This is a genomic window from Pedobacter endophyticus, assembly GCF_015679185.1.
GTDB classification, from domain to species: Bacteria; Bacteroidota; Bacteroidia; order Sphingobacteriales; family Sphingobacteriaceae; genus Pedobacter; species Pedobacter endophyticus.
In genome coordinates this window covers 3,038,037-3,061,007 of the sequence record NZ_CP064939.1, presented here as the reverse complement: position 1 = coordinate 3,061,007, position 22,971 = coordinate 3,038,037, and the positions used below count along the sequence as shown (strand labels likewise).

At 35.9% G+C, this 22,971-nt stretch carries 21 protein-coding genes and 2 tRNA genes; 7 read left to right on the top strand and 16 right to left on the bottom strand.

Annotated features, from left to right (window positions below; genetic code table 11):
* Positions 1-17 precede the first annotated feature (17 nt).
* Both IZT61_RS12410 and IZT61_RS12405 read left to right on the top strand, forming a co-directional pair.
* A tRNA-Arg gene (locus IZT61_RS12410) sits at positions 18-89 on the top strand.
* A 52-nt stretch (positions 90-141) separates the two neighbouring features.
* Positions 142-1,257, top strand: a complete 1,116-nt coding sequence (locus tag IZT61_RS12405; RefSeq protein WP_196097222.1) for a site-specific integrase — start codon at positions 142-144, stop codon at positions 1,255-1,257.
* A 191-nt stretch (positions 1,258-1,448) separates the two neighbouring features.
* On the opposite strand, the gene IZT61_RS12400 is transcribed toward IZT61_RS12405, so the two are convergent.
* The 4 genes from IZT61_RS12400 to IZT61_RS12385 all read right to left on the bottom strand — a co-directional run bounded on the left by IZT61_RS12400 (position 1,449) and on the right by IZT61_RS12385 (position 5,129).
* Positions 1,449-1,904: a JAB domain-containing protein gene (locus IZT61_RS12400; protein ID WP_196097221.1), complete on the bottom strand. Its 456-nt coding sequence runs from the start codon at positions 1,902-1,904 to the stop codon at positions 1,449-1,451.
* Positions 1,905-2,166: 262 nt separating this feature from the next.
* Positions 2,167-3,666: an AAA family ATPase gene (locus tag IZT61_RS12395; protein ID WP_196097220.1), complete on the bottom strand. Its 1,500-nt coding sequence runs from the start codon at positions 3,664-3,666 to the stop codon at positions 2,167-2,169.
* A 42-nt stretch (positions 3,667-3,708) separates the two neighbouring features.
* A complete protein-coding gene (locus IZT61_RS12390) occupies positions 3,709-4,650 on the bottom strand; it encodes an STM4504/CBY_0614 family protein (protein WP_196097219.1) in 942 nt (313 codons plus the stop codon).
* Between the two features lie 17 nt (positions 4,651-4,667).
* Positions 4,668-5,129: a hypothetical protein gene (locus tag IZT61_RS12385; protein WP_196097218.1), complete on the bottom strand. Its 462-nt coding sequence runs from the start codon at positions 5,127-5,129 to the stop codon at positions 4,668-4,670.
* Positions 5,130-6,107: 978 nt separating this feature from the next.
* On the opposite strand from IZT61_RS12385, the gene IZT61_RS12380 reads away from it, so the two are divergent.
* A complete protein-coding gene (locus IZT61_RS12380; protein WP_196097217.1) occupies positions 6,108-6,719 on the top strand; it encodes a hypothetical protein in 612 nt (203 codons plus the stop codon).
* 296 nt (positions 6,720-7,015) lie between these two features.
* On the opposite strand, the gene IZT61_RS12375 is transcribed toward IZT61_RS12380, so the two are convergent.
* The 12 genes from IZT61_RS12375 to IZT61_RS12320 all read right to left on the bottom strand — a co-directional run bounded on the left by IZT61_RS12375 (position 7,016) and on the right by IZT61_RS12320 (position 18,332).
* Positions 7,016-7,837: a phospholipase D-like domain-containing protein gene (locus tag IZT61_RS12375; protein WP_196097216.1), complete on the bottom strand. Its 822-nt coding sequence runs from the start codon at positions 7,835-7,837 to the stop codon at positions 7,016-7,018.
* 292 nt (positions 7,838-8,129) lie between these two features.
* Entirely contained in the window at positions 8,130-8,606 is a 477-nt protein-coding gene (locus tag IZT61_RS12370; RefSeq protein ID WP_196097215.1) for a hypothetical protein, read from the bottom strand.
* A 450-nt stretch (positions 8,607-9,056) separates the two neighbouring features.
* On the bottom strand, positions 9,057-9,539 hold the full coding sequence (locus tag IZT61_RS12365; protein WP_196097214.1) for a hypothetical protein: 483 nt from the start codon (positions 9,537-9,539) through the stop codon (positions 9,057-9,059).
* Positions 9,540-9,574: 35 nt separating this feature from the next.
* Positions 9,575-10,318: an adenylate/guanylate cyclase domain-containing protein gene (locus tag IZT61_RS12360; RefSeq protein ID WP_196097213.1), complete on the bottom strand. Its 744-nt coding sequence runs from the start codon at positions 10,316-10,318 to the stop codon at positions 9,575-9,577.
* Between the two features lie 6 nt (positions 10,319-10,324).
* Positions 10,325-10,861: a Pycsar system effector family protein gene (locus IZT61_RS12355; protein WP_196097212.1), complete on the bottom strand. Its 537-nt coding sequence runs from the start codon at positions 10,859-10,861 to the stop codon at positions 10,325-10,327.
* Between the two features lie 1,111 nt (positions 10,862-11,972).
* Positions 11,973-12,467 carry a hypothetical protein gene (locus tag IZT61_RS12350; RefSeq protein WP_196097211.1) on the bottom strand — a complete coding sequence of 165 codons (495 nt, stop codon included), beginning with the start codon at positions 12,465-12,467 and terminating at the stop codon, positions 11,973-11,975.
* Between the two features lie 3 nt (positions 12,468-12,470).
* A complete protein-coding gene (locus IZT61_RS12345) occupies positions 12,471-12,848 on the bottom strand; it encodes a hypothetical protein (RefSeq protein WP_196097210.1) in 378 nt (125 codons plus the stop codon).
* A 303-nt stretch (positions 12,849-13,151) separates the two neighbouring features.
* A complete protein-coding gene (locus tag IZT61_RS12340; protein WP_196097209.1) occupies positions 13,152-13,664 on the bottom strand; it encodes a hypothetical protein in 513 nt (170 codons plus the stop codon).
* Positions 13,665-13,855: 191 nt separating this feature from the next.
* A complete protein-coding gene (locus IZT61_RS12335; RefSeq protein WP_196097208.1) occupies positions 13,856-14,350 on the bottom strand; it encodes a hypothetical protein in 495 nt (164 codons plus the stop codon).
* Positions 14,351-15,045: 695 nt separating this feature from the next.
* A complete protein-coding gene (locus tag IZT61_RS12330; RefSeq protein WP_196097207.1) occupies positions 15,046-16,881 on the bottom strand; it encodes a DEAD/DEAH box helicase family protein in 1,836 nt (611 codons plus the stop codon).
* 97 nt (positions 16,882-16,978) lie between these two features.
* On the bottom strand, positions 16,979-17,368 hold the full coding sequence (locus tag IZT61_RS12325; protein ID WP_196097206.1) for a hypothetical protein: 390 nt from the start codon (positions 17,366-17,368) through the stop codon (positions 16,979-16,981).
* A gap of 88 nt (positions 17,369-17,456) precedes the next feature.
* Positions 17,457-18,332 carry a hypothetical protein gene (locus IZT61_RS12320; RefSeq protein ID WP_196097205.1) on the bottom strand — a complete coding sequence of 292 codons (876 nt, stop codon included), beginning with the start codon at positions 18,330-18,332 and terminating at the stop codon, positions 17,457-17,459.
* A 331-nt stretch (positions 18,333-18,663) separates the two neighbouring features.
* Here IZT61_RS12320 and IZT61_RS12315 point away from each other — a divergent pair.
* The 4 genes from IZT61_RS12315 (at position 18,664) to IZT61_RS12300 (ending at position 22,580) form a co-directional block, all read left to right on the top strand.
* Positions 18,664-18,735, top strand: a tRNA-Arg gene (locus tag IZT61_RS12315).
* A 312-nt stretch (positions 18,736-19,047) separates the two neighbouring features.
* Positions 19,048-20,319 carry a site-specific integrase gene (locus IZT61_RS12310; protein WP_196097204.1) on the top strand — a complete coding sequence of 424 codons (1,272 nt, stop codon included), beginning with the start codon at positions 19,048-19,050 and terminating at the stop codon, positions 20,317-20,319.
* A 645-nt stretch (positions 20,320-20,964) separates the two neighbouring features.
* On the top strand, positions 20,965-21,558 hold the full coding sequence (locus tag IZT61_RS12305) for a DUF6088 family protein (RefSeq protein WP_196097203.1): 594 nt from the start codon (positions 20,965-20,967) through the stop codon (positions 21,556-21,558).
* Positions 21,525-22,580: a nucleotidyl transferase AbiEii/AbiGii toxin family protein gene (locus IZT61_RS12300; RefSeq protein WP_230383644.1), complete on the top strand. Its 1,056-nt coding sequence runs from the start codon at positions 21,525-21,527 to the stop codon at positions 22,578-22,580. The genes IZT61_RS12305 and IZT61_RS12300 overlap by 34 nt, the downstream gene beginning before the upstream one ends.
* Positions 22,581-22,971: the final 391 nt, after the last annotated feature.

The following is a 22,971-nucleotide window of genomic DNA, read 5'->3' as shown; positions in this document are numbered from 1 at the left end:
AAACCTAAAATAAAAATGGTCCCGTAGTTCAACGGATAGAATAGAAGTTTCCTAAACTTTAGATATGAGGCAGGCCCTCGTCGGGACCACAGTGAGTTACGATGTTTTCATAATGGGTTGCGTCAAGAGATGCGCCAAATCATGTTCACACAACCCAAAATTGTCACTCCTAAAAAGCAAGGAGAAAGAGCTTATGTAACCTTTTATTATAATGGTAAGAGGTTGCGCGAGTACAACGGAAATCGACTGAACCTCGTTATTAATCCCAATCAATGTTCAACTATTCGGGACCAAAAAAGAGTACTTACTCAACTTCAATTCGAATTTACGAAAGCTTTAAATGCAGGTTGGAATCCGTTTGCAAAATTGTCCGAACTACCCTCTTTACAAAATGCATTAGCAGAGGTTTTAGCTGAAAAACTTTCCTCTAATCTATGCGACTTATATAAGCGAAATTTAAAAGCTGTATGTAGGATGTTTGTTGAGTTTGTGCCAAAGATATACCTCAATGATAAATGTGATAGTCTGCCACTTTCTGTTGTTGATGCTTTCTTGGCAAAATTTCAGTCCAGTGAACGAAATTACATTAACCGAAGAAGGTGTTTAAGTACCCTGATAAATGAATTCGTGAGAAAAGGTTATGCCAGTTTTAATGTCGTGAAATCAACGAAACCTGCAAGGGCGAAGGCCTGTTTACATATCCCGTATTCAAAGGATCAACTGAATACGGTTTTAGAATTTTTGGAGACAACTTATCCTAATTTACATCTGTGTTGCATCCTAACGTACGGGTGTTTACTTCGTCCCCATCACGAAATAAGACTATTGAAGATAAAGCATTTCGTCAAGGACTTTTCTCAAATTCAATTATCAGGCAGTGAAAATAAAAGCAAGCGAATAAGGACAGTATATATACCATTATATATTAAGGTTTTGCTAGAGAAACGACTAGATGGGATAAGCGATAAAGAGTTGAATATTTTCACTCTGACCAAAGAACCTTATAGCGTTGGTTATTTCAACTTAATGTGGGGTAAAGCTAAAACAAAGATGATCAAAGCGAAATTATTGGAGCCTAATCAAACAATTTATTCATTTCGTCATACTGCTGCAATCGGAGTTTATCAGAAAACGAAAGATTTACATGTCCTGCAACAACTTTTACAACATTCAAATATGATTGTCACTCTAAACTATTTAAGGGGATTGGGAGAAATCAACGATGAAAGGCTAAAAGATGTTTTGCCCGAATTATAGGGTAACCTATTGGGGAACAAATAAACGTTAGGTTCACCCGATTACAATTTTTACTGTTTTATTAAACGGGGTATATACCCTAATAAAAGAAAAGTGAAAGCTAAGAGAAGCGATTTGATGACTCATTTATAAGGTAACTGCTCACAATGAATTAAGTAAATAACCGCTTGAATTTTTCAAGCGGTTTCAAGTTATATCATTCCATCATCAGCAAAGCTGTAATAGCAGTTTTCGCTCAAAATGATGTGATCCCAGACATTAATATCAAGTAGTTTTCCACATTCTATCAATCGTTTCGTTAACTTGATATCTGCCTCACTCGGTCTGATTGATCCACTAGGATGGTTATGGGTGACTATTATTCCAGACGCATTACCTTTTAAAGCAACAGCAAACACTAGCTTTGAATCAACATAAGTACCACTGACACCACCCATTGATATATCTACTATCCCCAACACATGGTTACTTCGGTTAAGGAGTATGACTTTAAACTCTTCTAGAAACGAGATTCTACCCATATCCCATTGTTGTTTTAAAAGGCAATACGTTTGTTGAGACGAGCTTATCTTAGGACGTTCACTAATGTTGTAATCTGGTTTGTAGCTTACTTGCACTTCAGCTACCTTAAATTGTTCTTGTACCATAGTTGTATCTATTTAAATATGGCACAAGTACCAAGCTTTCGAACCAATTAAGTAAAGGAGGAACGGAATAAATGGACAGTGAGGTTGCCACATGAGTGTTTATGCCGTAGTTCCTTTAAACGTATTGGTGGGACAAGCTTAAATTGGTGCAGTAGTTAGACAGATACTCGCTATCACTTACTTCCTAACACGTAAAGCTAACGCATGCCATCGTTTATGGGAAGTACTAACTACATTATAGGTGTTTATGGTACAATACTTATTACTCTACAACAACCTCTCTTTTTTCGTCAAGCCATTGCCTAATATTCTGACTTATCGAAGCCCATTGTGGAGTAATGCTTAGCAGATCTACGAGTTTATTCAATCCTACTTCCCTTGTAAAATCCATTCTCACAATGACATCATTGAAATACCTATGCTCATCGCCAGGATTACCAATTTGCCTTGCTGCATCTACAATTTCTCTTTGCTCAACAGTCAGATCTCCATTGTTTAGCTCACAGATGACATTATAAAAATAAAACTCAGGATGGAACCCAACAGGTAGTATCAACTGAGTAATTTTCTCCAGCGCAGAGGCTCGCTGAAGTATATTCTCTTCAGATGTGCCTGTCAATACCTTACCAATCATTCGTATTTTTAATTCTTCTGAACTATATTCATCCCCATCAAGAACAAAAAGCATATTTTGAAAGTTGTCAAGCTGGTTTAGTATGGCTCCAGCAACTGTAGTAAAGCAATTTATGGCAGCCCCAAACTTCTTAACTGACATATACTTCGACAATCCTTCTTCAGAACCAATCTTCTTTACGATAGCATAAGCAAGATCGTCCTCGACAAACATCTCAAGTGGTCTAAGTTGATGTCCTGTTAATCTTTGTAGGGCATCAGGTTTCGTATCACTAAAACAAAGAGTTTTAGATGGAGTTTGATAGAGATGCCTAAATGCTATGTAATCCAATGTCAAAATAGACAGCGCATGAGTAGTGAAAACAATCTGAAGATGCTTGTTACTAGCGACTTCATTAAGCTTTTCCAAAAGCCTAAATAGTGCATCCTCATGTAATAATAAGTCAAGTTCATCAATTATAATCAATCCATAATTCGGTGCTCTAAAAACCTCAGACAGAATAAAAAAGACTCTTTGCTCACCAGCTCCCATACTTAATGAAGAGTAAGAAATCCCATTGACGGAAACTCCAATGTAGCTTTTATTCCAACCAGTCTTATGCTCGTTATACTCATTGTACACTTTGTTCATCACATAGCCTGCAGCATTCCTTACCCTTGTAGAATGAGCATCCGTAAGTGGCGTGGTATTAAATTGTATACGCGCTTGTTGCGTTTCTAATTCAATCATTGGGACACATGTTCTAATACCGATGTACGATACATATCTTTCAATGCGAGTTACATATCTTGGTGCCCATCGTCCAACTACTTTTCTGAAGTGAGTCCTTACATCTCTACTAGTAATTGCAGCATTTTGGTAGTCCTGAGTTACCATAAAGCTACTACCTGTCCAAATTGAATGTGTTGTAGGAGTAAAAAACTCACTTAAACGATGGTTTACAGTTGAGGTTGGGACAGTTACTGGATTATTGATACAAGCAATAGCATGGAGTATTGTAGACTTACCCATACCGTTTGGCGCGAGAATAGCTGTTAGTGGGTGTTGAGTAAAGTCGATAGTTAAGTCTTTCAGTCCTTTGAGCTGATGAATCTCTATTTGCTTTAAGACTTGGTTAGATATTGCCATTGCTTATAAATGATTAAGTAATTATGGATAAGCTAGATTGATTTACAATTCGCTCTGCTCAATTAAGAAAATGATGTTGGTGCCAGTTAAATTTAATCCATATCTAGTCAACCCGTCATTTACCTTCAGAGGTACTTGGCCTTGTCCATGTCCCCCTACTTTATTTCTTATCGTAGGGATTCCAGTTGTTAGTAGGTTTTGAAGTGACGAGAATTGATTCTGTGTAAACGAAGGAATTAGGTTATTTGCGAAACAGACATTTATAAGTTTACTGGCAGTATCAGTTTGGCTGTAAGCCCAACCCTTCTCTTCACAGATAATCTTCATTGTGCTTTCAAAAGCTTTTAAACAGTCAGTTAAGCACTCCTTATTTCTACCATGCCTGTAATGCTCATGTGCTTTTAAGTATTCTTCATTTGCTCCTTTAAATCGTTCATTCCAAAGTAATGTTAACACAGGTTTAGTTATTTCTGAATGAACGTACGTTGAATCAACACGTATTATTTCACCTGACTCAAACTGATATCCAACTCCATGCTCTTTGAATCGAATGTTTAACTCATCAACAGCATCATCAGGTGTTAATTTAATGTCCGTTGTCTCTTTGTAGCGATATAGACCTTTACCTATTATGTTAGTGATGTATTTGAAACAAAACTCTATAACATCTAAAACCTTATCTGTTTCTGGAGAGTAAAGTAATTGATTCTTAAGCTGCGCTCGGCCACTACGAGCGTATCCAGTGTCATTAATACCTAATTCAAATACACCATATTCTCTACATATGATTTCGTGAATCATGGCAAACCCTTTTTCTGGCTTGTTATCATTGCCATAACGACCTATATCGACCCCAAAAGCATCGTCAATGATAAGTGATACCTGAACTCTTAATGCACTTGGTAAATTATCATAAGTGAATACCTCAGATACCTCGCCCCTCAGTTCTTTCTGTCGTTTTGAATATAGTTTAAATACGGCCATAATGGTATAAATGAAATCTAATGTCTCCTAGGAGCTGATCTTGTATGTGGTCTTACATAAGTACCATCTTTACGAGTGTAACCTTTTACATGTACAGTTCCACCTGATGATCCAGTGGATTTAGTTGTGGATCTAGGCTCGGCTGATGGAGTATAACTGGGGTAGGTTTTTAATAACCTACCATATCTGTAATCAGAAGTTGGTACACCGCTATAGGTATAACCATAATTAGTGGTAAAGACTAACTCAGCAAGTTGCTTCTTCGTTAGCTTTTTAAGTGGTTTCCAAGTTAATATATACGGACTGTAGCCATTTGATAGCCCATAACTTGTTGCCGTTCTCGATGATTTACCTTTACTGATGAATCCTTTACCTGCCTCAATCAATGCCACCTTTTCGTAACCATCGTCTGTTGAATAGATTGGCGTTTCAGTATCAGAAACAGTAAGGTAGTAATTAGTGGTGCAGCTAGATAGCATTATTATTGCTGCCAATAAATAAAAGATGTATTGTTTCATTGAGCGTTTAATTTAATAGAGAGATTTAGTTATGCAAATATAAAAGAATGAGTGATGATTGCAAGTCGATTAATCCATCTTACCAATATCCAAAATTTTTAACTTTACGTCTATTTAAGGGAGGATGTTCTGTTTTTGGATATGCTCGAGGAATGTGTTGTCGATGTTGTGTTTATAAGGTAAACAGCAATTAATAAAACTTTTGCTTTTTATAAGAATAAGCAACTGCGCACAATTCCTTATAAAGGGGTTAATAAAACAGGTATGATAAGAAAAATGTGCATCGTACATAATAGATGTTACTCAAGGGTTTCAAGTCAACATTATCCCAATTCGAAAACTTGACGTATCATTTTAGAAAATAACTATCTAGCCAACAAACGTATTATATAAACTTAACTATAGTATTGACGGAGGATTGAAATTATACTTAAAAGTGCCTCTTAAAAGAAAATATGTGTTACTCTTAGTTCAAAAACCAACATGCTCTATAAGGAATGAAATTGGTGAATTTAGTCCAAAAACATATTTATGGCCTCTTAATTTTGTGATCTACACAAACCCTAATTTCATAAAAAATACTCTACATTTATAAAATGAAAAAATTGCTCTTATTATCCCTATTTATAGTTTTTACGCTCCCTTGTTTAGCTAATGATTCTAAAATATCTAACACAGCTATCGGTAATGGTATTGGAATTGGTAGCGCACTAGCAGTCTCTATATGTTGGAGTAGCACAAAGTCCGTATTGTATTCTGCAATCGCTGGGATGTTAAGTTGGTTATACGTGATTTACTATTTATTTATTAGGAATAATGAATAAACTATATGCATAGTCAAAATAAAAAACTTTATGCATCCCGAATCTAACTTAATTTCATAAAGACATTTTAAGCTTTCAAAAATCTTCTTCTCACAAACGAACGTAAATTAGCTATATGTTTTCTCTCCCATCAATTCCTACCGATAGTCTTTATAAATTTTTATTTATCGGAGGTTTAGTGCTAATGATTTACAGTGTTTACACTGTGCAAAATCAAAATACTCGCCTTGCTAGACAGAAATTCACTGTTGATTCAATACGAATTTTACAGAGAACTTATTTTAAGTTAGATTCAATAGTTGATAGAGCCCACTTAATAAATTATCAAGACAAACAAAAGGAAATACTGGATGCAGACAAACTTTACCTTGAATTAATTAGGAAAAAAAAAGATCCTAGGGAAATTGAGATAATTGATGAACAAAAACGGCGATACCGGGCTCAGATCAATGAAAATAGCAAACGATTAGACAGCCTAATTAAAAAGCATACCAAAGATGTTGTTCAGTCTGAACTCAGATCGACGGAATTAAATTCGATTTTGGATTCCACTGAGTCGAATCTCAGGCAGGCAAATGCTGGAATTTTGCTCGGCTTCTTACTGCTTATCATTGGGGGTGCTTTATGGTATTGTAAAATTCAGAAACCCCAAGACCGATTGCAATCGATTCAACTTGAAATAGCTGAAATCGAATTGACAAGAACAAAATCGACAAAACCAAACTAAATCAATCTTCCGAAATTAAAGTTTAAGCAAAAAATGGAATTATAGAGTGGTTGTTCCTGAAGCGACTTGATTTTCGCTGTATTCTACAGGCCAAACTAGAATAGTCTAATATCAATAAACGAGCCAATTTTTTACCAGATTATGGATGCGTATTTCACTACAAGTGTACTGTCCGTTTCGCTCCAAACTATACTCGAATCTTGCTGCCGGACTTTTGCTAAATCATTCCCTTCCCTGAGAATCCATAGCAGTCTGACTACAAATTTATTACTATTAAAATAAATTTTCCTGAAAGGTTAGAAGTTAAATTTCGCTTTCGCTTCTTTCCAATTCTTTTTTAAGACTGGCGATTTCAAAGAAGTTTCACCATCACTGGCCTCCCCTGAATAATGGCAATATTTTTCTTTGTAGCTTTCATTTCCGTATCGTTTCCATGATTTATATGCAATATCGGAAAACGGAGCTTTAATATTGAAAGGTATGTTTACACCTGTTCTTATACAAAAACCAAAGTTTACAGAATCGTTAGCAGGCAATGTCCTTTTAAAAAAGGTTTCAGAATTATCTTCATCATATTCCTCGACTAATTTGGCAGAAAACCCTAACCATGAAGTTTCGTATACTTTTCCTTTATGGTAAACTGGTATCGAGCTTTCAATTACTTTATCAACAAAATCTAAAGCTTCTTCCCATGCGGTTTCTGCTTTATTTGAAACTAATGACCCGAGTATAGTGCCAGAGTGTTCAATAACAAAAGCAGCTTCAAAGTTATTTGTTTGAGAATACTCATGCAAATTTAGGGACGTTAGCATCAGCCGAGCTTCCGAGCAAAAGATTTTAGCATGAAGTTCTTTAACGTAACTAATTCGTATATTTCCCAAAGTTTTAAAAAACTCGAAATCATCATTACTTAGGCTTTTATTGGGGTTTTTATCATTCTTTCCAAACACAATCTTAATTTCGACAGTTGGCTTAGTTCTCACTAAATAGGTCAGTTCTGATTTAACTTTATCGTTTAACTTTATATAAGGAGAAACAAATGTCAAATATTGATTTGCTTCTCTTATGGTTTGAATTATTTTGGCGCTAATTGCATCGCCGTCTAAAAATTTAATCATTTGATTCTTTAATTAATTTAATATCTTAATTATCTTATCGATTATTGCTTTGCTGTCTTTTATAGTTTAACATTTCCTATTTCTACCACTTACATTACGAAGATATCGAAGCATTTAATGATTTCAATATGTTAAACCGTAAATACTCAAATATAAGTATGCAAACTGCATTGTTGACTAAGAAAATGTGAGTATCAGCAGCTCTGAACCAGCGAAGTTCCATGTATTTTATGTTCCTTTGACTGACATGTTAAGTTTAAGATCGTACAATGAGTATGAAGGAAAGGCTGATTTAAGGAAATTCTTCCAAAAGGTAGTGTAAATTGTTAAGATTGACTTTGATAGAACTAAGGTAGTTCCTGTACGCAGTTAACTGTACGTTATCCTTTATAATAGAAAGTTCGTATGAAAAGGGCTTCAGATCCTTAAGTGAAAGTTTCTTTGTTTTAACTAATGCCCCAATAAAATCTAAATACTTAAGTAGCTTATCTGTCTCCATCTCTAAAGCAGCAACATGGTATTTTTCAGAAACTTGTTTCGATGCCAATTCTTCTAACCCAGATCCCTTATCAATGGCATAAAGAGCCTTTGCTATATCAGGATCACTATAAAGCCGATCGTATATATTAAGTAGCTGAGTAAGCTTTTTATCTTGATTACCTCTATATAACAGCAACAATGCAAACAGTCCGCCAATTACTGTTGCAATCAATTCCAATAGTGCAATGTTCACTGAATTTAATGTCCGCATTGTTGTAATAAAACTCATATAATATAGTTACCAACTTGTTTGTTAAACATAGTGAATATTTGCCATTAAATGAACATGCATGATTAAGAATTAGTGCTATTTAATATTACAGTCGAGATAGGAGATTTGGTTGCGTACCGTAATGCGTATTGAGCGAAGGTCGTTGCATCAAAGTTCGTCGAAGCGGCGCAGTGATTTAGAAGGTATTACAATTCTATCGTCAAGCAGTCTGTATCCAAGATTTTATACTTTACATACTTTTAAGAGGAAAGAGATAAGTTTTTGGATATGCTCGAGTGCTGTGTTATTGGATATTGTATTTATAAGGTAGAACGCATTCCAGTACAACTGTTTACCTTTTATAACAACAAGCAGGTGCGCACATATTAAATTCCGGGGGGGGTTAATAAAACAGATATGATAAGAAAAAGTGCAGTTTCAGTTAGTTTGCAGAGAGAGATTATCCTTTTAAGCGACTCCTAATTTCACAACTAGATACGCTAAGCAACAAACCGACAGGAACATGCTGAACAAGGATAGCCTTGTTTGCGAATCAATCTTGCCTCCATAACTATCACGTTCTGCATTTGTCCATTGTTGTTCATTTGCTGCAAACCTATGGATCCCCATCTGCCTAACGTCAACATAAATCATAAGTGCCATTACCAACACAGGAAATATGGTTGTCCATAACGGTAGAATTGGTCGCTCACTTGGATAAGAACCAAGTAAGAGGTATGCAGCGATCAGTCCGTTGTTGAAGTTGAATACTTTGTCATGTATGCGATCAAACGTATTTTGTATTTGATTTGTCGCGTTCTCAACTCTGGCATCTGATCGATCAAATAATTTGTTTGACTCAGCGAATAGCTCCTGAGTTTCCTGTCTAGCGTTTATCGCTTTCAAAGAGTTACTAATTTCTGTAAGTAGCTTTAATTCTTCTGCTTTCATAACAAATTTATGTTAAAAGGATTGTGCAATATGTGTTAAGATACCTCCCAATACCAATTTGTCTTATAAAACGTTTCCCTCTTGCCATTATATGTTACATAATAAGCAGTCCACATATCAACTTTTACTTCTCTACCCCAAGGATCTTTTTGAGTGCCGAATTTGACTTCATCATTTAAATTACTGTATACATAACTTGATATGCCAATGTGATATGGAGACTTGCACTCGTCACTGATAACGACTGCTTTATTAACTGCGTTCCCTATCCAGATCAAATCCTTGGTATTCGCGTCGCCTCCGACGCCAACCTTGGCGCATAGAACTCGACCATCATCTAATCCTATACCAAAATCAACTGCCGAATACTTGGCGAGCATGGAGTTTATTCCACTACCTGTATTTGAGATCATATATTTAATCTTCATTGCAGCTTTTACTGCATTACTAAGTGTAGTTTTGGTTGTGCCTTGAAAGAATGCTAGAACACTATCACCATTGAAACTTCTTACTTCACCACCAAGTGACGTGGCAACTTTTACGGTTGTGAACAGGTATGCTTTATGAATCTTTGCAATAGTAGACTTATTATGAGCGTTAAGAATACCAGTCGAGTTTCTCAAGTCAATAAATAATGTTGTAGCTTCAAAACGTAAGCCTGTGTTATTGAAGGTTAGCTTTGGATTACTTATCTCTGGCACATAGGTAACATCCTCGATGTTAAAATTACCATCTAATATGTCTTTAACTTTAGTTGTTATGTCTGAATTTAATCCCATTTCAATTTATCTATCGTGGTCTAAAAATATTAAGTATACTAAGTAGCTTAACGGCGTCAATAAGCCACTAAACATAAAAGCGATTGCTGTATTAAATAGGTTGAACTTTCTCGCTGCGATCTGTGCTATTACAACTATCTGCTTTGCTTTATCTTCCTCAAAAGGAACATTAACATTCTCCAAGCCGTACCTCTCCTTTAATTTATCGATTAGCTGGCCGTGAGATAGTTTTGCAATGGTTCCAAAGAAGAGGATGTTGTCGCTTTGACGAATACTGGTTTTATAAGGCTTGTGTAATACCTTAGCTACAAGTGAGGCAAAACATACAAACATTGAAATGGCACACATGAAAATGCTGAACATCGCATAATATACAAGAAAGCCATGTGGTATGTCTTTAAATACTGCTATAATCCCAACTATTATAGCACCGTTAAATGCTATTAAAGTCGTGTTCTTTGCTTCACCTAGCTTAAGCATTTCTTCAGAATGCTCATACATCTTGTTCAGTATTTGAATTACTGATAGTTCTTCGGTATCCAACTTGTTTATCTTGATTGTTTGATTCTTCGCAGTTATGCTAACGATTGTTATTACCTGTCAGTTAGGTGGTGCAGTAGATAACAATGTGTATAGAGATAAAAGCAATTAATTAAACACTAAACTAATGCTTCCCCTTGACACTTGCAAATGATGTTGCTCACCAAATGCGAACAGAGAAAATGTGTGAGAATTAGTAGCTGTGAAACAGCGAGATTCGATCTATGTTTTAACACAAGCGTTAGCGCAGCATTTTCGATTACGCAGGTGAGCTGAAAAGTGGAGCCTGAATAGATTTATCCAGGATGAAGCGAAGCAAATCCTAGATAAAGATAGAGAGAAGGCTCATGAAGCCATCCGCTTTGCCAAAATTAAAACCATGCCGTGCAAAGCAATGGCATGTGTTTTAAGTGGCATTAGACATGGCGGAATTCCGATCTACCTACCTACTAGCACTGCCCTTTGCTAAGAACCACCGGCTGAAAAGTGAACGCAGTACCTTATAAAGCAAGCACAACAAATGCCATCTTGCACCACTACAAAGACTAAACCCTCCCTTTCTCGCTGTAAGCCACCAAATGAGAGAGGGAGGGAATTAGGATGACGTCTAGGCTTATCAAAATCAATGGTAGCCCATCATCTCCTCCTCTAGGCCTGATGGAAGATAATACACTTTGTTATCATTAGGTGATGGTGCAGCTAACCTTGCCATAAAGAAATAATCAACCTCAAGTACTAACTCATTGTATAGCTCTTCTCTAATACTAATATGAGCTATGTTCTTGCCATTATCTAAGTGCAAATATAGGTACATCAAATCTTTATAATTTGTTGCTAGGACTTGGTCTATCTCCTTAAATAGCCATAGGATTTTTGAATACCGTACGAAATAGTGGAATCAAAGTTAATTGTGGTTACATTTAAGACCTGTAATCTAATATCAGGCTACTACACGGGATAAGAAGTGTTTTTTCCTTCACTGTTCCTTTCTTTCTCTTTGCTACTTGCACATTTATGATAAAAAAGCTAACTATGATTGTTAAGCTTATAATTATTAGATTCATAAAACTTGTTTTCTATTAATTGTTTGTGTACAAACATCACAAAGTCGATTCTACTTAAGTTGTATAGCCAAACCTAACTCTTCGAACCATATATTGTAGTTCACTGGCTTATCCTTATAGGGCGGAATCGTAACAGTGGCTGGAACATAGTGTTTCTCAAAATCGGTGTTGTATCCATCCAAAGGCCATCGATTTATGATATCCTTGAAACGGTCAGACATATTAGCTGTGTAATACTCAACCATAGCTGGATATTCATACCACTTACCAGACTTGATTGCTTCCTTCCTTTTCTTTTTATCAGTTTCAACAACTTGACCTAACATAATAACCTTTAAAATGTATTTCGATGGATGGTCGTAGGCTCCATAAATAATGAACTCGTTATATATATCCGTAGTTCCAATCAACTTATAGACAAACATATTATAGGATGGAGTTTCCCAATTACCCCACAACCCATTTATACGTTTGCTATAGCTAAACTTCTGCCCGAAGGCAGATATTGATACTGCAATCAACACCAGTAGTAGTAATTTCTTCATCTATTAAAAGTATATATTGGCTAACAAGGGCGTCAGGTAAACTTTGTATTCGAACTGTTCTGCAAGCGGGTCATACATCGAGATACGAGTTGCAGTTATAGGTAGAGCAAGATTAGACCAGTACTCGGAACTTAATGGCTTGTAACTTATGATCTTAGTTACCTTATTATAAGTTACTACCTTGATTCGATACTTCAATACAGATTGGGTTGTTGGATTTATCGAGTAGGCTGTCAAAACCTGCGCTTCCTGATCTGATTGTTGTTGTTGATTCAGATAGCCATTGTTTGAGGGAAGTGGGTTTGGTACATAAAGCACTTGTGAATGAACCCCGTAGCTGCATGCAAGCAGCACACAAATTGAGAGAAACTCCTTTAACATATTAATTTAAGATAAGCTCAAACTGTCCCATAGTTTGATATAATAAATGCAATAAGCGTAGGGACAACAACCATACATCTGAACTGGAGCCCTAGGAGGCAAGTAAACAGACAGGCTGAGCCCTACGCCTTTCGCGTGGGCACCAGTCTAATCTATCTTGTTTTACTTCTTGAATTTCCTAGGTTCCAGTTACAAGTAGAGAAGCTAACGCTTATATTTTAATATGTAATTATTCTTTTGTTTATTTCATCTTTCAAATCTAATAAAGAGAAATGAACTAATCGCATTCCTGTGCATAATTTTTTAAGCTGCGTCTTTCTCAACGGTTAGAATAGAAACATAGCCTGTTTCACCCTCGACAATTCTGCGATAGTAGAAATTATGTAGGCTTTCACCGGCCAAATAGTTTACCCTTAACGAATATTCAATTCCAGTGGTGTTGTCATTCGATTGCGTAAGTCTGTAGCACTCTCTAAGTAGGTTGTTGGTCAAAGTGCTGCCGAACTTCTGCAAAGCTTCTTCGCCGAGATCTATAAAGATGTAGAATCTGCCATCTTTTGGTGACATTGACAAAGTGATGTTGTGAAAGTAGCTTAGGTACTCTTTTACCAGATTTGTGTTCTGCTCGTTCTTGGTGTGATCCATTAGTGCATAGGTTCGGAACTTGGCAACATCAAATCGTTTTAGTAGTTCTGTTGCAGCTTCAACCATCAAGGTGTAGGCTTTTTCAACTTGTTGGTTTACTTGTTGCACATCAGTTGTAATGGCAACGTACTGTGTTTTGGACTGTGCTTTCGCTTTGGTTTGTGTTTTCATTGTTTTAAGAATTAAAAAGTATGTAAAAAGAAAAGGCACCCTGTGAAGAGTGCCTGTGAATTGCTTTGTGGTTAATGTGAAGTGTCTGTTTTAAAAGGTACTACGCTTGATTAAATGCAATTTGACTGAAACGCAAAAAGCCAAGTTGTAAAACCTGGCATTAGTGTAAGTCGAATGCTATTCAATCGAAGTCAAATCTTGCAATAATCAAGTGTGTAAATTCGTTCCTTTGGTTGATAAGCCAGTACTCTTTGATAAAATGTTGGATAGTCTGGCTTCTTGCTCACCTCATTGGTGTACATAGGGTGCAGTACCCTTTTAAACCAAGCACGGATTTCATTCTCGAATGGGCAGTTGTGGAATTGGTAATCAACTTCGTACCTCTCAACGTAGTTGCATCGGACATGATAGTATAAGTGTGGAGTGAAAAAACACCAAAGACCATCGGGGTCAAACGGGTCATTCTTGCAGTCAATCTCCACAACCAACCTGTCCGCTTCATTTGGCAAGGTACTGTACATCTTTTTGATCCGTTTCAACAGATCATGGTACATATATTCCATTCCTTCATTTATTGCTTTTTCCAATGGCAATGCTCGCCTTGCCAGTTTGTAGTTCTTCAAGACTGGTCGTTGTGGCTCATTTCTTAGCTCAGTTTCTTGGTTAGCTGATTCAAAGTTCTTCATTTTGTTGCTTGTGGGTTTTAAATTCTGGGTGTTTCTTTTTTTTAAAATCGAGGTTTGTATGTAGCGATAGCTTGGCTAAAACTCTTTGCTTCTCATCAAAACCTAGTCGGGGGCTTCAGTCGGCACTCTGATGCCTCGCACAACACAAACTATCTTGGATAATCTGAAGCACTCGTCTTATAGATATTAGATCGACTCCTTACCTTTTAAAACAAAAGGGGTTTACGCAGTTTGAAAGCAAGCTCCAAACGAAAATGACTTCCAAAATTTCAATGGGAGGGGTGGGTATTAGCTTACGCTCTCAAAAATTTAATTTTTGATGATCTTTGTTACCCAGCTTGCCGATGGGATTAGTCCAAGACAACTTAGTGTGCTGTGCAACCGTTTTCGTAGAAGCAAAACGACGTAATCTTTCACCTGTTCAAAAACCCCTGATATTCCTGGGGTATGCGTTCAATAATGACTAATCCAAAAGCTGTTTTTGTGGTTTTGAGCGGCTTTTTGATTTCGCTTTTAAAGGGCGAAATGAGTTATTGAAACTGCTAGAATCTGCTCATATTTGAAGCTCCATTTTATATTTTTAATGTAGTCAAACGACCATCTGTAGATTCTATAACATCGCCATTCCATTCTTTTCAATTTCTTATCGCTTGATTAAAGGGGGTATATACCCCCATATTTGAATCAATAAAAATTTAGATTTTTACACCTAAGATAGTATAACCATAAATCGGTTTTCCATTTTCAGATCCGATATATTCTCTTGCAGATACCTCAAAATATTTTTCCAATAGCTCGATCCCAGGTGTAAGCCTAGTGAGGTTATTTTCTTTCATAAGAGATTTTAGCTTGGTTTTAATCTGCTTCAATGTGTATTTTTGGAATACTGTAAATCGTGTCTTGATATCTGAAAGAAATTTAAAGTTATTTCCCTCATTCAAAGTCTTAACGCGTCCAATTTCTCGCTGAATTAGACTGTAGGAGAAATGAAGTTCCTTTGCTCTTTCAAAACCTATTGTTTTGAAAGCACCATAGGTTGTTGGATGCTCTTGTTTTATTTGATTCAATTGATCCTGTACTTCCAACTTATCTATGCCCTCTGCTTCAAGCTGGCTCAAAATCGGCAGGAGAAGTTCCATCGATGTTTTCAACGCATTTTTGGATTCCTTTATTTGCAAACGAATTTCATCCGTCAGTTTGTATTCTTCCGTGAGCAGATTCGTATTAAACATTTTGGTATTTTGATAAGCTTGCAGTAGTAGCTCTTTTTTTTGATAATAGTGCTTCACTTTGTTCCTAAATTTGGCGTTATCAATCATAAAGGGTTTTGTTTTCCCATTTGCATTTACAAATTTTGCAAATGTAGTTGTCAAAAGCATTTCATTGACAATTGTCCTAGCAAATGATGTAGTACTTGCTTGAAGAAAACTTGTCAAGGTGTCATGCACACTTTTTAATCTCTCTATATCTTCAATCAATTCCTTTTCAGAAAGTGCTCCTAGATTTTCATCGATGTTCGTTATGTGTGTGATATATCTTTTAATTGCCCCATCTTTTGGCTTGCGAAAACGTCCAACAATCTGGATGACTTCGCTGAATGGATCAACCATACTGTGTTGAGCAAGGAAAAGATCGCTGATAATAACTATCTCCGGATCTGTTACGTTAAGAATATCAACTGCGGAATTAAATCTGCTAGTAAAAAAATTAAACTGTCGAAAGTGCTCACTTTTAACCAAAGTGGATTCGGCATTAGTTATCTTATTTAGCTTAAGTTTATTCCTGCTCTCTTCAGAACAAAATATATAGCTATCATCGAGAGATACACCTAGGAAATTAATAGCGGTTATTATGGCTTTGGTTGAATTTAAAAAGATAAAATACTGCTTACGCTTGTTTCTTTTTAAGTATTCGTTAAGTGATAAAAGACAATTGTTTGTCACGATTAAATTCAAATCCTGAACATGATTGTAATCAGGAATAATATTAACGAATTTAAATTTCTGCATTTCAAACCTTGAATCTGATGGAACTATAGGGGTAGCTGAAACAAACGCTTTGTTTTTAAACTTGAAAAAATCGTCAATGGGATAAGTGATATATTCTCTGAAATCGACATCTTGTATAGTATGTTCACATTCATCAAACAAGAAGAAGTATTTGCTATAGAACTCTTTTTCCATCTCAAGTACCACAATAGCTTCAACAACTTTAAAATAACTTTCAGGCGTTGTGATTATCTTTTTGTACTCAACATCTGATTGCAAATAATCTATAATATCCTGGACAGTGACGCCTTCATAGACACCCCTGATCTTGAGTTTTCGCCGGTTTCCCTTATTAAATTCTGAACACTTTCCTTGAATTACTGGCTTGTTTGTCTCGACAATTACGCTGTCTCGGTCTGTACAGATTTCGAGATGAGTGATACCTCGACCAGTTGGTTTTTGATAGATGCAATTTCTAGCTAATTGCTTCATAATATCAGATAGATATTGATGTTCCTTTATTTTTTTCTCTATATATTTCATTTTTTTAGCATAAGATATCCATGAGCTATTTTAGCCCGAAAATTTTAGTAATGAATTAATTGTGAAAATGGGTGGCAGAATGCCACCCATTTAGGGTTTAGGCTAACGCTTCGTTATACAGTTCTTCGAGCGTGTTTGTTATTCTTAATATGCCAGCTGCATAGTCATCAATCAATGCTTTCATATTTGAGAAATGAAAGATTCTTAAAGTTACGGGAACTCTGCCATCTGAATAATTTAGCCATGTACTTGACTTTCCCATTTCAATTATATGTGCAGGTCTGCTTTTTAGGCTGCCATTTCTTTTCATGTGATTGAACAAGCTTGCAAGATGCCTATTTTGCCATGGTAGGGCATTAGTCATAAATTCCACTAGTTCTGCTTTAGAAAAGTAGCCTTCTGCGCTGTTGTCTGTAAAGATTGGGTTGCCTGCTTCTTCTTTTTTTGTTTCTTGTGCCTTTATAAGGTCTTCGTATGATCTTTTCATATCTCTTTTTTTGTATTAGTTATTTTTTTAATACTCCAAAAGTAGATCAAGATCGAAGGGGCGTGGGCTAAAATACAGGGAAACCGATTTAAGTTTTTTTAGCCAGAAAAGATTCTCTTGCATGTTTATATAACTGTAGATCATTACGAAGCTGTTTTACTTCCGGCTTGAGATCACCTACGTAATCTAAAGAGTCTCCCAATAGTTGTGGTTTAATCTTGATAAAATCCTCATTTGATTTATTACTTCCGAAAGACTTATAAACTTTTTCATAGTCTAAAAGGCGAAGGAATTTAAGAATGAATTCACCTTGTGCATTTGAAATACCTTTGGCTTGAGTTATCGACTTTGAAAATTGTGGAAATTCTTTAATAGTTGCTAGTATTATTAAGTGTAAATCAAAATAAAAACGGTTTATAAGTTTTTGCTCTACGGGTTGATTGCGTCTTGTGTCAGCATCAATTTGTTTCTGTAAATACTCCAAGCTAATTTTTTCGTCTAACCCCTTGTAATATTTGAAAGGTGGATTGTCTTCGTAATAGCCCTTTATAAATTCTTTGAATGACTCGAGAAGATGCTTGTTGCCCCTTGGTGAGGCTGGTAGTTTAAAGTTCTTTACAATTGGTTGCAGACTAGTACCAAGATTAATTTTTATCTCAATAGGATCATCGTTATTAATGGGCAATTCCAAAGATGCTAATAGCTTAACCATTTTTTTAATGAAGTCAGCAAATCCCTCGCGATGTTCTGGACGGTATTTGCGTTCTGATTGCGTTGGCTTAAAGTCTTTTAAACTTTGGAATAGCCTGTCTATTTGTTTTTCAAGTTCTGTGGCAGTCAATTTAAGCCTTGGGTTGACATTGAGTAACTTCTTGGTTTTAGCAATGAGATTTTCGAACTCTTGAGAAGAGCAATCAAGGATAGCCTTGCCAGAAAACAATTTTATTTTTTGCGATTCAGTCACGATTAAATTTGGTTAAGCTAGCAAGTTCTGCTTCCGACAAAGGTATTTACTTTTTTGTACTCCAAGAAGTAGATGAGGTTTGATAGCTTAACTGGATATGCATAGATTACTAGGTTCAAAACAGATTACTTTTCGTATCCTTTTTTTAAAAGGTTCTGCGCCAACAGATGCGCCAAATAGGCGGTAAAAACCGTTTTCTTGCGCCAAATATTTTATTATCTTTGCTCAAATTATTTAATGTTAAACAGATGCATCCTAGTCTTGGAAATGTCTTTAACTCATTGATATTAAGTGGTAAAACTAGCTTTTTAGCTTTTAAGAGCCGCAATTTGGTCCCGTAGTTCAACGGATAGAATAGAAGTTTCCTAAACTTTAGATATGAGTTCGATTCTCGTCGGGACCACTTCCTTAGATATAAACCAGAACATTGCTGCACAAATCGTTGATTTTCAAGGCTTTGTTTTGGTTTTTATAGCACATTAAGACTCGTTTTCGACCATTCTGAATGGTTAATTTTAGTGAGTCGAAAATTGACTATTTTTTGTAAAACACTGTAGGTCAGTAAATTGATTGAAATATCAAAACCAGAATTATTCCGAAATGTTCGGGTGCTGGATTATTTTGTAAGATATTGATTTACAGCTCGTTCGACTGACGAACATCTTGATGACTCACTGGCTCAAATGTACATTTGTTTAATTTTAAATGTATCATTATGAGTTACAATTTTCATCTTTTATTCTATCTAAAAAGACCAAAAAATTTTATCAAGGGCGAGATGATGCCCATCTATTTACGGATTACCGTGAAAGGAAAACATTCGGAATATTCTGTCGGCAGGGAAATTGTTCCCAGCTTCTGGTCTGCGCTTAAAGGAAAAGGCACTGGCCTGCGCGAGGAGATCCGGGAACTTAATGATTATCTGGATACGCTGGCCTCAAAAGTTCGACGGTTTCATACCACTCTTGTTGAAAAGGAAGATGAGGTGACAGCGGTAGTCTTGAGGGATCATCTTACCGGAAAGAATACGTCTAACCACAGCCTGCTAAGAGTTTATCAGAAGCACAATGACAATATGGAAAAACTGATTGGTAAAGGATACAGTTATAGCACGTTTCAAACCTATCAAAGTTCCATCAGACATGTTAAACAATTTCTTCAGCTCAAATATGAGGTTCAGGACATCAATATCAAAAAGGTGGATTTTAAATTTATTACCGATTATGAGCTATTTCTTAGAATAGATAGAGGAAATAATGCAATGTCTGCCCGGAAATATATTGTTCACCTGAAAAAAATCATGCTGTATTGCCTTGGAGCCGGGTGGATAGTTGGGAATCCATTTTTAAACTATCGAAATACTGCGAAAGCTAAGGCAAGGACTTTTCTAAACATGGAAGAGTTGGATAGGATCAAAAACAGGGAATTTCCACTTGAGCGCTTAAACATTGTTCGTGACATTTTTATTTTCAGTTGCTATACAGGCTTGTCTTATATAGACGTGAAACAGCTTCGCCCCGATCAGATTACAAAGGGTGATGACGGTAATTTATGGATATTCATTAAACGGCAGAAAACGGAAACACCCTGTCATATCCCCTTGTTGGATGAGGCGAAAGTAATTCTTGAAAGGTATAAGAATCACAGGATATGCAGATGGAGAAAAGTCGCGTTGCCAGTGCTCACTAATCAACGCACGAATGGTTACCTGAAAGAAATCGCCGATCTTTGTAACATCACTAAAGTGCTTACTTATCATCTCGCCAGGCATACTTTTGCAACCACTATTACCCTTTCAAATGGTGTTCCGATTGAGACCGTATCCCAAATGCTTGGTCATAATAGCTTGAAAACAACACAGCATTATGCGAAGGTTATCGATACTAAAGTTAGTACTGAGATGTCTGCATTACAGGAGAAACTTCTGGACCGTAATAAGGATGAAGAGGATGCTGGTGATACGATAGTTATGAAGCTATTTAGATAGACTGATATTAGTTAATACACACAGTTGCTGTTTATGAAGAGCTTTTCCGCTGATTAAACGCATAATATTAAGAGCTGGATCGTTGTATATTTAAGGTCAAAAAGCGAGCTAACCTTAAAATGGATGGTAATTCAAGGTTAGCTTGCTTTTCTTGTATTGTTTTAAGGCTAGCTTAGTTTGTATATTGTGAGCAAAGTAGCAGGGACATCGAGCATTAGTTTGCCTGGTCAGTCAGATCAAATTGTTTGTTATTTTAATCATTTAATTTATATCTGATCGAAATAACAAGCTTATGGAAAAAAGAGGTGTGATTTATTTCCTAGATCTGATCGATTATAAAGTTTCAACAAAGGTATTGCAAAAGATCTATAGACAAGAGGATATTAAAACTAACACGATCTATCAATTTAATTTCTCGCACGAGATGCGGCACTTGATGCCGTGATTGGTTTTAGGCCATATAACTAAAGATAATCAACAACTTAATCATATAGTTGCTAAGTATGATTCTATTTCAGATGTTATTCTTAATGTTGCTTATGATTTTTTTTCTGTCACAAATATTGTCAATATTTGTGACAGAAAATATGATGATGTTGTCACAAATGTTAATTAAATTTGTGACAATATAAAAGGTGTGGTCTAATGGAAAGTATAGAGAAACAAATAGAACGTTTAATAAAGAGAAGGCCAAAGGGAACTTTATTCTTTCCTGATGATTTTAGTAAATGTGGTTCATCAGAAGCTGTAAGGAAAGCTTTGGAACGGCTGACTGATAAAGAGGAGATTGTTCGCGTGGCTCAAGGCATTTATGTAAGACCCAAAGAAAGTAAATATATTGGTGCTGTTATACCATCTGTTGAAGAGATTGCCCAAGCAATTGCTAAACGTGATAAGATACGTACAGTTCCTACAGGAATATATGCTTTAAATGCCTTAGGGCTAAGTACACAACTTCCGATGAAAATCGTTTTGCTTACGGATGGCTCCCCACGTGAAATAAAAATTGGGAAAAGAACAATTACTTTTAAAAAATCAACTCCAAGTAACTTATTAGCAAAAGGGAAAATCAGTCGTCTGGTTATCCAAGCTTTAAAGGAAATTGGAAATGGTAAATTAAGTGAAGAAGAAGAAAAAAAAATTCTTGCCCTTTTAAGAAAAGAGCATAGGAAAGATTTGGAACATGATATTTCTTTGGCTCCAGTATGGGTACAAAAAATAATGAAGAAAGCAATATGATTAATTTCTATGATATAAATCCAGCTGAAAAAGAAGCTATCTTTAATGCTATTAGTAATCAAACAGGAATGCCTGCTTTTGCTGTCGAAAAGGATTGGTGGGTAGTGCAAACGCTTGGTATTATCTTTGAAATGGAAGTAGGAAGAGCTTTAGTATTCAAAGGGGGTACATCTTTAAGTAAGGCTTGGAAATTGATAGAACGATTTTCTGAAGATGTGGACTTAGCAATTGATAGAAAATTTCTAGGATTCACAGGAAATCTCTCGAAAAAAGAACGTACAAACCTAAGAAAGACTGCGGGAGAATATACGACAAGCGCTTTTTTTGAAGAGTTACAAGCTTTCTTTAAAAATAAAGGTTTTGATGCCGTAAAATTAAAGGTTGTTGATGCCGTTGCGAGTGATCAGGACCCTAGGATAATTGAAATTCACTATCCAAATATTATTGAAACGCCAGGATATATGCTTCCAAGAGTTCAGATTGAAATTAGTTGCCGATCCTTAATCGAACCATATTCGATAAAAGAATTTGGTTCTCTTGTAGATGAAATTTATCCAGAAGGAGAATTTGCGTCCCCTTTTATTAGTGTGCCAACCGTTGATGCGGAACGAACTTTTTTGGAGAAATTGTTTTTACTACATGAAGAGTTTAATCGGCCTGTTGAAAAAATCCGTGTCGATCGATTGAGTCGCCACATGTATGATGTTTATCACCTATCACAAAATGATAAAATTCTATCTGCTATTGAAGACCAGAATTTATATGAGACGATTGTCGCCCATCGATATGAATATGCCAAAATTGGTGGCGTAGATTATAACAAGCATAATCCACTAACATTAGATCCTATTCCGCACGCTGATTTCATCAAAGCCTGGGAAGCCGACTATAACAAGATGAAAAGCGAAATGATTTACGAACAAAATCCACCTAGTTTTCAAGATCTGGTTGAAAATATTGAGCAGTTGAAAAAAAAGCTATCTTCGGTTTCATGGAAGTTTAGTCTTGAATTTGATAGCTAAATATTTTTATATCCTAAATTCAGAGATAATTTTTATCTATAGGTTTAAAAAATCAATAATTGGGATACTAATAGTATAACTTTTCTTGTTTTTTTAAACCAAAATTTTGGACATGCGTGGCATTTTAAATGATGTTCCCAGGTTGTTAAAAAAATGGAATAATAAGACTTATATGGGTAAACCGACTGTGATTGACCCCGTCACGCCAAAAATATTTTCCTCATAACACTCTATTTATTAGTGAGCTTAAAAATAATTTAAAATTGTTGCAAAGGGTTCAAATTAATCGGTTTGTCCAACTATAATAAATCATGGAAAGTGGTCCATTGACCTCCGTTTTAGAAGTCCTGAATAAATACTTTTGGACCAATGACCTCTGTTTTATACCAAG